Annotated in this window: 17 protein-coding genes; 11 read left to right on the forward strand and 6 right to left on the reverse strand. The window is 57.5% G+C overall.

Annotation, left to right across the window (positions count from 1 at the left end):
• Positions 1 to 27: 27 nt before the first annotated feature.
• A complete protein-coding gene (locus EKA13_RS15840; RefSeq protein WP_065760304.1) occupies positions 28 to 1278 on the reverse strand; it encodes a TerD family protein in 1251 nt (416 codons plus the stop codon).
• 304 nt (positions 1279 to 1582) lie between these two features.
• On the opposite strand from EKA13_RS15840, the gene EKA13_RS15845 reads away from it, so the two are divergent.
• Together EKA13_RS15845 and EKA13_RS15850 are read left to right on the forward strand one after the other, a co-directional pair.
• The gene (locus tag EKA13_RS15845; protein WP_033997860.1) at positions 1583 to 1774 is read left to right on the forward strand and encodes a hypothetical protein; all 192 of its coding nucleotides are present in this window, start codon (positions 1583 to 1585) and stop codon (positions 1772 to 1774) included.
• A 68-nt stretch (positions 1775 to 1842) separates the two neighbouring features.
• On the forward strand, positions 1843 to 2115 hold the full coding sequence (locus EKA13_RS15850) for a hypothetical protein (protein ID WP_065760305.1): 273 nt from the start codon (positions 1843 to 1845) through the stop codon (positions 2113 to 2115).
• Between the two features lie 79 nt (positions 2116 to 2194).
• Here EKA13_RS15850 and EKA13_RS15855 read toward each other — a convergent pair whose 3' ends face one another.
• Positions 2195 to 3340, reverse strand: coding sequence for a glycerate kinase (locus tag EKA13_RS15855; RefSeq protein ID WP_065760306.1), 1146 nt, complete (start codon positions 3338 to 3340; stop codon positions 2195 to 2197).
• A 124-nt stretch (positions 3341 to 3464) separates the two neighbouring features.
• Positions 3465 to 4550: a sugar diacid recognition domain-containing protein gene (locus EKA13_RS15860; RefSeq protein WP_065760307.1), complete on the reverse strand. Its 1086-nt coding sequence runs from the start codon at positions 4548 to 4550 to the stop codon at positions 3465 to 3467.
• 829 nt (positions 4551 to 5379) lie between these two features.
• On the opposite strand from EKA13_RS15860, the gene EKA13_RS15870 reads away from it, so the two are divergent.
• From EKA13_RS15870 to EKA13_RS27860, 6 genes are all read left to right on the forward strand, one after another.
• Positions 5380 to 5562 (forward strand): hypothetical protein, encoded by a 183-nt coding sequence (locus EKA13_RS15870; RefSeq protein WP_065760308.1) that lies wholly within the window; start codon positions 5380 to 5382, stop codon positions 5560 to 5562.
• Positions 5563 to 5969: 407 nt separating this feature from the next.
• The gene (locus EKA13_RS15875) at positions 5970 to 6170 is read left to right on the forward strand and encodes a hypothetical protein (protein WP_125862939.1); all 201 of its coding nucleotides are present in this window, start codon (positions 5970 to 5972) and stop codon (positions 6168 to 6170) included.
• 84 nt (positions 6171 to 6254) lie between these two features.
• On the forward strand, positions 6255 to 6638 hold the full coding sequence (locus EKA13_RS15880; RefSeq protein WP_065760310.1) for a hypothetical protein: 384 nt from the start codon (positions 6255 to 6257) through the stop codon (positions 6636 to 6638).
• Complete coding sequence (locus EKA13_RS15885; protein ID WP_065760311.1) at positions 6628 to 6825, forward strand: hypothetical protein; 198 nt, start codon at positions 6628 to 6630, stop codon at positions 6823 to 6825. Before EKA13_RS15880 ends, EKA13_RS15885 begins: the two co-directional genes overlap by 11 nt.
• A gap of 4 nt (positions 6826 to 6829) precedes the next feature.
• Positions 6830 to 7066 carry a hypothetical protein gene (locus EKA13_RS15890; RefSeq protein WP_125862940.1) on the forward strand — a complete coding sequence of 79 codons (237 nt, stop codon included), beginning with the start codon at positions 6830 to 6832 and terminating at the stop codon, positions 7064 to 7066.
• A gap of 13 nt (positions 7067 to 7079) precedes the next feature.
• Complete coding sequence (locus tag EKA13_RS27860; protein WP_065760313.1) at positions 7080 to 7262, forward strand: hypothetical protein; 183 nt, start codon at positions 7080 to 7082, stop codon at positions 7260 to 7262.
• Positions 7263 to 7717: 455 nt separating this feature from the next.
• Here EKA13_RS27860 and EKA13_RS15900 read toward each other — a convergent pair whose 3' ends face one another.
• Complete coding sequence (locus EKA13_RS15900) at positions 7718 to 7966, reverse strand: hypothetical protein (protein ID WP_019437789.1); 249 nt, start codon at positions 7964 to 7966, stop codon at positions 7718 to 7720.
• Positions 7967 to 7978: 12 nt separating this feature from the next.
• Positions 7979 to 8956: a hypothetical protein gene (locus tag EKA13_RS15905; RefSeq protein WP_176717436.1), complete on the reverse strand. Its 978-nt coding sequence runs from the start codon at positions 8954 to 8956 to the stop codon at positions 7979 to 7981.
• Positions 8957 to 9181: 225 nt separating this feature from the next.
• Between EKA13_RS15905 and tnpA the strand changes: the two genes are divergently transcribed.
• The 3 genes from tnpA (at position 9182) to tnpC (ending at position 11433) form a co-directional block, all read left to right on the forward strand.
• Positions 9182 to 9502, forward strand: coding sequence for an IS66-like element accessory protein TnpA (tnpA, locus tag EKA13_RS15910; RefSeq protein ID WP_065760315.1), 321 nt, complete (start codon positions 9182 to 9184; stop codon positions 9500 to 9502).
• Positions 9499 to 9834 (forward strand): IS66 family insertion sequence element accessory protein TnpB, encoded by a 336-nt coding sequence (gene tnpB / locus EKA13_RS28405; protein ID WP_065760316.1) that lies wholly within the window; start codon positions 9499 to 9501, stop codon positions 9832 to 9834. The genes tnpA and tnpB overlap by 4 nt, the downstream gene beginning before the upstream one ends.
• A gap of 63 nt (positions 9835 to 9897) precedes the next feature.
• Positions 9898 to 11433 carry an IS66 family transposase gene (tnpC, locus tag EKA13_RS15920; protein ID WP_065760317.1) on the forward strand — a complete coding sequence of 512 codons (1536 nt, stop codon included), beginning with the start codon at positions 9898 to 9900 and terminating at the stop codon, positions 11431 to 11433.
• 85 nt (positions 11434 to 11518) lie between these two features.
• Here tnpC and fosZ read toward each other — a convergent pair whose 3' ends face one another.
• Entirely contained in the window at positions 11519 to 11929 is a 411-nt protein-coding gene (gene fosZ / locus EKA13_RS15925; RefSeq protein ID WP_065760318.1) for a fosfomycin resistance glutathione transferase FosZ, read from the reverse strand.
• Between the last annotated feature and the right edge of the window lie 514 nt (positions 11930 to 12443).

Consider the following 12443-nt stretch of genomic DNA (forward strand, 5'->3'; position numbering starts at 1 on the left):
CTCACGCCTGGCTACCGGGGAAGCGCCTTACACGTACTGTTTGCTTCCTTTCCGCTCGAGCGGACGGCCTTTGAACACGTGCGGGCCGTCCATCGTCAGTTCGACCTTGTCTCCCTTGCGGGTCAGCCAGGGCGTGGCTTCAGAACCGGTTTTGGAGGTCACTCCGCTGGGGCTGATCCGAATTTCATCGCCGTCGATTTCGATCGTCCCCAAGACGTAGGTGTAAATCAGACTGCTGAAGAACCCGCTTTTAAATTCGAAGGCACACTCTACTACCTGGTCCCCATACTCCATCCGCATTCTCGGCTTGAGGGAGGCAACCGAAACGGCGCCATTGTCGACCGCGGAATAGACACTGCAGACCAGCGCAACCTTGCCACCCATGCGATGGGAGATGGCCGGGTTGATCTCGACGGTTTCGATCCCTGGAGCGGAGGCGCTGGCACTCACCACGTCACCGGTATGGAACACAAAGGGATCAGCATCGAAGGAGCCTCGCTTGTCAGGCGCCTGGATTATGGACATTCGACCGTCTGGGCGAAGGATGCCGATGCGCAGGTCTAGGTCGTCGTTGTCCCGACCGTCGCCGTTGTCCACCCAGGTGGCGCTGACCTTGATCGCCTTCGGCGCGGCCGCACCTTTCTCCAGCGAGACTTTGTGTGAGGTTCCTGGCTTGTCCAAGGTGACAACTGACTTGGTGATGTTCACCGGCTTTGCAGGGGACGCGGCCGGGGTTGGAGCAGCTGCCGGCGCTTCGTCGACCTCTACACCGTACATGCCACAGAGCCCGGCCAAGCCAGAGGCGAAACCCTGCCAGACTGATCGCGCCTTTGCCTGGCCATTTCGAATGTAGAGTTCGAGCACGATGATCCCCGTCTCCCGGTCGAAGGCCCCGGGCGCAAGATCCAGTACCTGTGCGCCAGCGATGACTCGAGCAGTGAGGTTGGGCACTTCGGCGAAGCCTCCACCGCTGCCGTCCTGGGTCAAGGTGATGGCGATCTTCGAAATTGTGGGTGGAAGACGGCTCAGGTCAAAGCTGATGCTGTGGCTGACCGTGCCGGCCTGGCTGATGGGAGGAGAGAAAGCGGCTGCGCCGGAGGCATGCTCTGGTGCATTGAAGAAGACCATTCCGCTGTCATCGATCACTTTGCCTGTGTCAGTGACGAGGAAGGCCGTAAGGTTCACGTCGAGATTTGCGCCGGCGGAATGCGCTACCAGGACCTGGCCTTTGGGCTGGTTGATCGTTGTGTTCTCGCCGGGTTTCAGGGATTGACTCAATTTGGGTCGCCTATTCCTTGGTTGATGTGCAGGCGATCTCGCCTGGATTGCATTACTTGAGATCAGCACTCACCCACTCAGGGCCAAATCTCATTGGTGAAGTGTAACGGGCCCAGCCAAAGGCAGGAGTCCATAAGCCACTGACTGCCGTAGCGATTTGGCTTCCTTCGTGTGCGTCGGAACACATCGATACACCTCAGTACACCTCGCAACAGTACACACCGTGGTCCGAGCACCCGAGGCTTCTGGCACAGTCCAACGGTTGTTACGGTAGATGCTCAAATCCTGAAGGAGGATCAGCCTGATGTCTGTCGCACTTTCTAGTCCAACTCCCCGTAAGCAGCGCATCATCGAGATAGCCTCGGAGATCGTGGCCACGAAGGTTGAGCGCGGTGAACTCGACCCCAATGATGAGGGGGCAATGGACGCCGCTTGCAGGGGGGCCGTCCTCGATGCAAAGACGCTCTACGATGCTGCCGTTGAATACATCAGCTGAGGCCGCCACGGCGACAGAGCATTTCGTTCGAGCAGCCCCTTCGCCTGGCTAAGAAGGAGATCTTTCCCATGAGAAAACCAATCATTACCCCTGAAGACAACGCCCGATACACGCTGCCCATGGCCGATTATGTTCAGCTGATGCGTGCGTCCAGAGGCGAGCTGGTGCCCACGTGCCACTTCACGGCGATGGAGTTCCACGAGTGCGACTCTGACCCCAGTGGCCGCAATGATGGGTATCAGTGCCGGCATTGCGGCCACACTGAGTCGAGCGCCGAAGCCTGGGCGAAAGTCGAGGCGCGCAACCAAGGGCAGACCACCTTGGGGCCAGGCCCTATTTAGGTCTTGCCCCTCCTGCCCGATACCATCCCACTTCGCGGCTTCCACACCAGAATTAGGTCTTGGGACTGAGGGGGGGCCATCAGGACACCCCTACTCTGGCTACCTTCCACAGTTGCACCACGTCCGCAGCTCGATGACGTAGCAGCATCGCTGCGTCAGCGCACGCGGACTCCAGAGTCATTGGGCCAGAAGTGATGGAGAAGGCTGCAACAATTCCAATGTTGCGCAGCCGCTGATACCCGGCTCCCAACGTGCCGGCGATCGCTACAGTCGGAACTCCTGCAGCAGCTGCGATAGCAGCTACCCCAGCAGGGGTTTTCCCATATAGCGTTTGCTCGTCCAGCTTGCCTTCGCCCGTGATCACCAAGTCAGCTCCTTGAACTGCCAGGCTCAGCCCAGACAGATCTGCGATCAGCTGAACGCCGGGCCTGAATTCTGCCTGGAGAAATGCCTTTGCAGCGAAGCCTATACCTCCAGCAGCGCCAGCCCCGGGGAAGTCACGAACGTCTTCCTGGAGCTGCTCTGCCACGATGTCGGCATACGCGGCCAATGCTTCATCCAGAGCCAGGACCTGATCAGGTGATGCACCTTTCTGTGGGCCGAAAACGTGAGAGGCCCCTTTCGGCCCGGTGAGTGGGTTGTCGACATCACAGGCAACATCAATCCGGACTTTATGTAGCCTTTCATCCAAACTACTGAGGTCAATCCGCCGAAGGGCATTGAGCGCCAGTCCACCCTCCTTGAGCTCATCGCCGGCAGAGTCCAGAAACTTGGCACCAAGCGCTCGGAGCATTCCGGTACCGCCATCATTGGTCGCGCTACCACCGAACCCCATGATGATCCGTTGCGCGCCGGCGTTCAGAGCCTGCAGGACCAGTTGACCTGTGCCGAAGGTGGATGCGAGCGTCACGTCGCGGGCGGCGGGCGCGACCAGGTGGATGCCACTGGCAGCCGCCATTTCGATCACCGCCGTGCGGGATTCGCTCAACCACCCCCAGGCTGCCTGGACCTCTGCTCCAAGTGGTCCACGGACGCGGCTGAACCGGCGTTCACCCCTGGTGGCAGCCAGGACCGCGTCGACGGTGCCCTCCCCTCCGTCTGCCATCGGCACGCATACGATTTCAGCGTCAGGAGCCGAATCTCGTACTCCCAGGGCAATGGCTTCCGCCACGAGCTCTGCTGACAGGCTTTCTTTAAACGAATCCGGTGCGATCACGACTTTCATGCAGTTCCCCTCGGGCCAAGCTGTTGTGTGAGGGGATTGTTCCTGCTTCAGGTGCGCGGCAGGTAGGTGGGAATCACAGACTTTATGACGGTCTTTTGTGCAATTTCACAAGGCCCACGAAGCCCTACTCCGCAGCCAGGATCATAGCCAGATAGAGTTCAGTGATGCCCTTGGGGCATGCGAGGTCGAATCCGGTGATATCGGCGATTCTCTCCAGTCTGTAACGAAGGCTGTTCCGATGGATATTCAGTGCCTCTGCACAGGCTTGGCCATCACTTCCGTGCTCCACCCAGCACTTCAATGTCTTACGTAGCTGGCCATTACCATCCTCTTGCTGCAGGGAGAGGTAAGGCTCAGCCAGCTGCCGAAATCCATCCTCGGAACGATGGCGCCACACTGCGACCGGAATTCTGTGAGCGGCCAGATCAAGCCACTGGATATCTGGGATCTTCGCTTGGGCGTAGGCTATCAAGTCAGATAGCTGCTCAACCTCAGAGCGCAGAGATCCGGTTTCGATGTTTGGGGTGCCGATCGCCACCCTGCTGAGTGAAATGCCGGCGCGAGTTACCCGCTCACGAAAATCCGGTGGAACGGTGCGAGGTGGGCACCAGACCAGGCCTGATGCATGCAACGGAACGCACCAGGCGTCGGCTACCTGGTGCTGAATCCATCTGGTGACCTGCTCAATGTCGGATGGGTTGGTCACCTCGAGGAGGATTGCCGTCCGACGAAGATCAGGTTTCAGACCCAATCGCTGGGCCTCAACGATGGCACGTTGAGCAGACTGGCCGGAAAGGAGGATGGCAGACAGAACATCTTCAGTCCGTTTCTGGAGCCAAACCTGGTGCTGCTGGTCGTTGCGCTGGGCCACCAACATTTCAGCGGTCATTCGTACCATCTCAGCGAACGTGCGGACCTCCTCGGGCTCGCCGGACACGCCGATGACGCCGATCAGCTGGCCATCCAGGCACAGTGGAAGGTTCACCCCTTCCTGAACGCCTCTGAGAGCGCTAGCAGCTGCGCTGTCGATTTCCACAGCCCTATTGTTGGCGAGGACCAGTTGAGCCCCTTCGTGGCGGGTATAGAGGCGCTCAGCCTCCCCTGTCCCAATGATCAAGCCCTGGCTGTCCATCACATTCACGTTGCGCGGAAGGATGGCCATCGCTCGGTCGGCGATTTCCTGGGCGAGGGAGTGGTCAAGATCGAACATTGCCGGAGGCCTGTGTTTTATTTCAGGCCAGTGTATCGAGGCCGGCGGTTGCCACCAGCTTTTCGGAAAATCATTGCTCGGGGCCCAGAATCCCTGAGGAAGTCGCAATAGTTCCACCGCGGCTGATGGGAGCGCTCATAAAATTCCGGTCCACTCTCCTGAACCGCCTGAAACCCACCTCGTCCGCTTTTCAGCCCTGCTTCCCGCGTCGCTCAATAAAACCGCGTCGGCCGGAGATCACCAACAGTCATCCAATGCGTTGGGGCGTAGCCTTGGGATATCGCCATTCGCCGGGCCTAGCGCGGGGTCACAGCGTTATCGAGGTCGACATGCTCGATCCCTGCTTCCACCCTGATCCGGAGGTAGAAGGCTTTTCCGTGAACACCGCGCCGGGCCTGCTGATATGCTGTTCAGGAAGCCTACCCACTCTCTCAGGATCGACCTCGATCCCCAGCCAATCCTGACAGAGAGCCCCGCACGGGCCGAGCTGCATCCTTTCGCCCTGGTAAATTCCGTCATCTGATCTGCGTTGCATCCGTCACCGGGCGCATGCCCGAGCGGTTGCAAGCTGCTGGAGTGTGGGAAAATGTCGGAACTGAGTTGGGATTTCTACTATGGCCGTTATCCTATGAGCATATTTCGCTGAGCCACCTGGTGGCACGCTGATTTAGGCCAGATCATGGCCTTGCGTTTCCGGCTACCCGTGATACTTATGACCCCATAACGAGTATCGAGGAATACGACCAGGAACGCCCAAGCCCAGCCGCCGTGCTGGGCAGCGGCAGTAGAAGGGGGCGATTTCTGCGCCCACGATCGAACAGGGCAACAGATGATTTTGGAAGACAAGCTCCTGGCCGTGGCTCTTGCTGGCTTTGCTCTTTGTGGAGCGGGATATTTCTATGGGAGGAACAACGTGGCTTTCTACCTGATTCTCTCAGTGACAATGATCTGCCTGTTTTTCCTCGGGGTTTTTGATGGAACTGGCGACCTCATCTGCGGGATGAAATGCTAGAGCGACCCCACGGCTTCAAATGACACGGAAAACGGGCTGATGGCACGCGCCGGCCACTCCCAAGATGGCCTTGGGTTCCAGACAATCTGTGAGAGCCTGAGCCCAGAACGAATACCGAGGAAAACAGGCTATGGCGATTAAAGCGGAATCGACGTATCGATTCGTCAAGAGCGGCAACCTTGTACGAGCAGTATGTGCCACCACCTATGGCGGTCGCGGCAATTGGCTTGTGGTTCGGATCGATTCCGGCAAGGAAATGATTGTCCCTGGCCGGGCTCTGATTGACCCGAACCACCCAGACTGGTCGTAGATAGGTAAACACCCGGCAATTCCCAAGCCCAGCTTTTGGGCCGAGGAGGCAGTAGGAGAAGTCGCGATTCCCGCGCGCATAGCCAAAGGATTTTCTAGTGAAACAACACGACGTTATTGCAATCAGCTTCGCCGCAGCGGTGTTCTGTACTGCGGTTGGGATTGGTCTTGTAGCTCAAAATTCGAGCGCAGTGAATTTAGGGGCCGGTTTGGTTGCTATCACTGGTGGCGCGTTAAATGCCTTCTATTTCATGAGGGGGGTTCTGCATCGCCTTCGGCCGTCCACCAGCTCAAGCTGATCACGGAAAACGCTATGGCTTTGACACCTGCACAGCAGGCTCATGTTGACGATGCCCACGCTGCATGAACCGTAGAGGCTTGGAATGAACACTGACAAGATAGATCGGCATTTCCGCTTGGTGGCAATACCTGTGTTTACCTTGCTCGTGATGGCAACAGTGCTGGGGTATTTCGCCTTCGTGGCCGATGCATCGTTACAAGGGGCAGTGCCTTTGGCCAAATGGCCTTTTCTCGCAAAAGCAATGCACTACTTCGCACCTTGGTTAGCTGTCGCTTCAGCGTTTTGCGCTGGCGGGCTGTGCGCTAACTCACTAGGTGAGAAGGCATTCAACCTCCTCACCGGTCGCTGCGGTGTGCTCGCCGTATTGGTAGCGGGGTTATTCACGATAGTGTGGTTCTGGGGGGCGTCATTTTCAATTGTTGACGTTCTCCTAGCTCATGACCTAGGTAAACCCGATGAAACGTGACCTGCTTGCCTCTGTAGGGGCGAATGCCAGCCCCCTGGAGCTTGCTGCCAAACAGGTGCTCCGTGAAGCGCTGGATCGTGTGGAGTTGCACCCATGTGACGAAGGTGATGATGCCGTCGCTGCCAGGCAGCTCTCGCCTGAAATGCAGGCTTTGCTCCAGGCCCTCATTGGACATAACGAAGTTTGAACCTATGAAGACAGACATTCGAATAGCTGCCGTTAGAATGATCCTTCTAGCGCTGGATGAAGTGCAGAACCGCAAAGGTCTGCTGCCTCCCGGTGATCCTGAAGCTTATGAAGACGCGCCTAAGACTTTCCTCGATCTGGTGAAGCAGTATGCCGGCAAGCACGTACCAGAGTCGGAGCTGGTTGTCGCGATTGATGCGATAGCGCCGCTGTTCCCCACCTATCAGTTCATCTGGAAGTAATCGGAAAACGCCCATGAACACCGACCTTACGAGCATTGCTCAAATCGCCGCGAATCGCTGGAACGCTGAGGCTGATGAGTTCAATCAGTGGGATGCTTTGGGCCAGGATGAAAAAGATGAACTTATCGCTGCTGAGCAAGAGCTCTTGGTCGGGCCCTCGCTGGCAGTAAAGCCACCATTTGCAGCGACTGAATAGCAGGCCAACCGCATCGAAGGGCAGTTCGACACGCGGAAGGACCGGTTGCTTCCTGCCGGATGGCGCGTCGCAGTGCACCCAGTTCTTTCGGTGCAATCAGGCGGTACTTTGCGACCAGGCCACGAAGCTGGTTGGCCTTTGCAGGGCGTTGCTAAATCAACCCTATTCGAATGCGATGTGCCGTGCGCGGAGGGATGGCCATCGCTCGGTCGGCGAATTCCTGGGCTAGGGAGTGGTCAAGATCGAACATTGCCGGAGGCCTGTGTTTTATTTCAGGCCAGTGTACCGAGGCCGGCGGTTGCCACAGCATTTCCGAAAATCATTGCTTGGGGCCCAGAAACCCTGGGAGTCGCAATAGTTCCACCTCGGCTGATGGGAGCGCTCATGAAATTCCGGTCCACTCTCTTGAACCGTCTGCCCCCTCTGCCGCTCCTCTGCCCTGTTTCCCAGGATGCTTAATAAAATCGCGTCGGCCTGAGATCACCAACAGTCATCCAATGCGTTGGGGCATAGCCTTGGGATATCGCCATTCGCCGGGCCTCGCGCGGGGTCACAGCGTTATCGAGGTCGACATGCTCGATCCCTGCTTCCACCTTGATCCTGAGGTAGAAGGCTTTGCCGGGATGCCTTTTCGCTAAGTCCTTGTCCATCATGATGACTTGTTCCGGGAAGTCGTCCGGAGGTGTAGCGTCTATTGCGTTCATACGGTGACCTGATTAGAGGTGGTTGGTCAGCGCGCCAGCACCCAAGGCAAACGCGGAAAGCGCTAAAGCTGCCCAGAGGAGCTTCATGAGGGCCGGGGCCAAGCTGATTGTCAGACTTCTTTGCAGCTGGGTGTCAGATTCCGCCCGGGCCTCCAACGAATCCCCGACGGAGGGCCGTGCAGGGTTCAGGGTTGTAACCCGATCTTCGATCTGGCTGTGCATCTTCTGGATTTCTTCAATCTGCCTACGCAGGCCTTGAGTTTCTTCTGCCTGCTTCTCCAGTAACTCGCGAATGAACGCTGCGTGTTGTTCTTCTTGCGAACACACCGTTCCTTCCAGTTGCTCAATCTTGGATTCGAGAGATGCGACCTCTTCAGCATGCGCGGTTTGAAGTTCGGAGGCATGCAGGTGGGCGCCTTCAACAATGCGCTGTGCGGCCTCGACGGCTTTCTCAGACTGGTTTTTCTCTCGTTGCCACCTCGCGGCCAACTCCACGAAACTGGGGAAGGACAAGAAACTGACTTTCTGTTGGTTCCACCAAGGGCGGAGGTCTTGGGCACGCCGCACCCCAATCACCTTCTGTCCAGCAGCTGGTGAGACGTAGAACCCAACCCGAGTCAGGAATGTCTCGATCCGCGCGTCGTTAGCCCGTGCATCCTCTGGTTTGACCTTGCTCTGTGCCCCGATGGGAAGGTGTACCGCCTGGACCTGGTAGTTGCCACGCATCTCAGACTGCTGGATTAGTCGGATGAGTTGCGCCATGAGGTAGGAGCCAATGCCCAGCCCCGGCTGTCTGATCTCAATGCCTTCGGTGGGGCCAAATACGATCTGGCAGTCTTTGTGGTCGATGACACACCACACGGTGTTCTGATCGAGGTGGTACTGGCAGTCCGGATCTGAATCATCCCCTACGAATCGAAACGAAACGCGGAAGAACTCTGCCCCTCTGTGCAGTGATCCTTGCTGCTTGGAGGTTACAAGCTGGATCAATGCTAAGCGTTCTGGCCCATCGCTCTGGCGAACAAGACAGGCGCGGTCCTGTCCGGTTTGAGGGGAGGCATGGAGTTGCTTGCCTACCGAGATGAGAGTGGTCCTGCTCCGAGTTTCCGTAGTCAGTAAGCGTCCGGCGAACTCACCTTCCGAACTCCAGCATTAAGGGCGATGGTGTCCGCGTATTTTTAAGCGGACGCGATCACCCTTATCGCCAGGATTTTCATGCGCCAACGAAGCTCTTATCCGAAACCATTCAAAGCTCAGGTCGTTCAGGAATGCCTGCAACCTGGCGCGACGGTGTCCAGTGTCGCCATCAGCCACGGCATCAATGCCAACGTCATCCGCAAATGGATGCCGCTCTATCGAGATCAGCCCGCAGCGACCTCACTGCCGGCCTTCGTCCCGCTAAAAGCCGCACCTAAACGGCCAGTCGAAATGTCAGTGATCATCGAATTGCCCATGGCCGGGCAAGTGATCACGGTGAAATGGCCAACCTCAGATCCCGAGGGATGCGCGCAATTTATCCGGGCTGTCGCTCAATGATCCGCATTGATGCGATCTGGCTGGCCACCGAGCCGATGGACATGCGCGCCGGTACCGAAACCGCATTAGCCCGGGTGATCGCGGTGTTTGGTGCGGCGAAGCCGCACTGCGCTTATCTGTTCGCCAATCGTCGGGCTAACCGGATGAAAGTGCTAGTGCACGATGGCGTCGGCGTCTGGCTTGCAGCGCGTCGACTGAACCAAGGCAAGTTCCACTGGCCCGGTATTCGCAATGGCTGCGAGGTCGAACTCGATAACGACCAACTTCAGGCGTTAGTTCTGGGCCTGCCGTGGCAGCGTGTTGGCGCCGGCGGTGTGATTAGCATGCTGTAAACGCCGGCCATTTGGCCGGTCTACTTGTCGTCGCCCTGCGCCTGCTCTGGCACAATCGGCGGCATGACTTTCTCGCCCAACCTCGACCAGATGACCCCGGAACAGCTTCGCGCCTTGGCGGCACAGGCGTTGCAGTTGCAGTCCCAGGTCGAGGCGATGAGCAGGAAGATCCAAAACGATCAAACCGTCATTGAGCAGCTCACTTACGAAATTGCCCTGCTCAAACGCCACAAGTTTGCCAAGCGCAGCGAGCAAATCAGCCCGGCGCAAAGCAGCTTGCTGGATGACCTGCTCGACACAGACCTTGAAGCTATTGAGGCCGAGCTAAAACAGCTCCTCCCAGCTGCGCCACAGGCCGAACCACGGCAATCCCCGAAACGTGCGCCCTTGCCGCCGCAGTTTCCACGCACGGTGATTCGTCACGAACCCGAAAACACCCAGTGCGCCTGTGGCTGCCAACTTCAACGCATCGGTGAAGACGTCAGCGAGAAGCTGGATTACACGCCGGGCGTGTTTACCGTCGAGCAACATGTGCGTGGTAAATGGGCCTGCCGTCAGTGCGAAACCCTGATTCAGGCGCCGGTGCCAGCCCAGGTTATCGACAAAGGTATCCCGACCGCAGGTTTGTTGGCCCACGTGATGGTGGCCAAGTTTGCCGACTACTTGCCGCTGTACCGGCAGGAGAAAATTTTTGGCCGCGCCGGGCTGGCGATTGCTCGCTCGACCTTGGCGCAGTGGGTTGGACAAACCGGCGTGCGACTCCAGCCGCTGGTCGATGCGTTGCATGAAGCTATGCTGAAACAGGGCGTGATCCACGCCGACGAGACACCGGTACAGATGCTTGCGCCAGGCGAGAAGAAAACCCACCGGGCCTATGTCTGGGCCTACAGCACGACGCCGTTTTCGGCGCTCAAAGCGGTTGTTTACGACTTCAGCCCAAGCCGTGCTGGCGAACATGCACGCAACTTCCTGGGCGACTGGAACGGCAAGCTGGTCTGCGACGACTTCGCTGGCTACAAAGCCGGGTTTGAGCAAGGCATCACTGAAATCGGCTGCATGGCCCACGCCCGTCGCAAGTTCTTTGATCTGCACGTGGCGAATAAAAGCCAGCTGGCTGAACAGGCCCTGCACTCGATCAGCGGCTTGTACGAGGTCGAACGCCAAGCGTGGGACATGAGCGATGAAGACCGCTGGCGAATACGCCAGGAAATGGCGGTGCCGATCATCAAAACACTGCATGACTGGATGTTGGCCCAGCGAGACCTGGTGCCCAATGGATCAGCCACGGCCAAAGCCCTCGATTACAGCCTGAAACGCTGGGTAGCGCTGTCGCGCTACCTCGATGACGGGGCCGTACCCATAGACAACAACTGGGCAGAGAACCAGATCCGGCCTTGGGCTCTTGGACGCAAGAACTGGCTCTTCGCAGGATCGCTACGCAGTGGAAAACGGGCGGCGGCGATCATGAGTTTGATCCAGTCAGCACGGCTGAATGGGCATGATCCGTATGTTTACTTGAAGGACGTTCTCACGCGCCTGCCGACGCAGCGGGCTAGTGAAATTACAGAGCTACTGCCGCACAAATGGATGCTAGCTTGAGCCGATATGAGGGCTGCAGACGTTGAACAGTGCACTTGAATCCTGAAAAACATGTCGGATATTCAGCAGCGTTTGCGAGGGACAGTCAGTCGAAAAACTCCATCTCGCTATAAGGGTGACTTCGGCATGTAGCCAATCGTGATTTCAAATCACCAACATGAGCTTCCAGTTGATGGCCATCTGGGTCAAGGAAGTAGAGAGAGTCACCTTCACTCTTGTCTTGCCTCCAAAGCGGAACATTCAGTTCACGCAGACGTTGGGAGAATTCGGCGAAGTTTTTCTGATCAATAGAAAAGGCATAGTGCGTGTAATTACGTTGCATGTCTTCTGCGCGCACACTATCACTAGAGAGACAGAGCCAGAGATCACCCAGGCTAAGATACGCCCCAGTCTTCCAGCGCGCAGACAATTTGAAGCCCAGCGTTTCCTCATAAAAGGCAATGCTGCGGGGCAAGCTGCATACGGCGAGAGTGAGATGATTGAAGCCAGTCAGCATGAAGATCGCCTGAGACAGATGGACGGCTAGAATGTAGATCAGACAGGATGAAATGTCATCTTTAGCTGCAATGAAGCTCAGCCCCTAGTGCTACACACCAGAATCATCAACCCAAGAGATCGTAAAGGTGGGGTGCCCGGACGGTTACCGTAGTCATGGCATCGATCATTTGATGAATTACAGGGGCACAGCATAACAGCACCTTGACTTATCCCAGCTTCAGGCAAGCTGAAGGGAATGACAGGGCTGTGCTTTGCCAGTGGCAGTTCGGCGATGATGCCGGCGGGGTGATTGTGCCGTAAGCACGTCGAGAGAAGAGATCGCAGCCCGGTTCCCCCGGGCTGCTTGCAGGAGGATCAGTTGGCGTCGAGTTCGTAGGACCGGCCCACGAAGAGAGAGGCGTAGAGGGGCTTTCCTTCGCTGAACTTGTAGTGCTCTAAAGTGGACCCATCGGTCAAGACAGTTTTTCAGCGAGTTTAAGCTGCGTCGCTTACTGCCACTGCAGCTGGTCGGC

Source organism: Pseudomonas defluvii (genome assembly GCF_001695625.1).
Lineage (GTDB): Bacteria > Pseudomonadota > Gammaproteobacteria > Pseudomonadales > Pseudomonadaceae > Aquipseudomonas > Aquipseudomonas defluvii.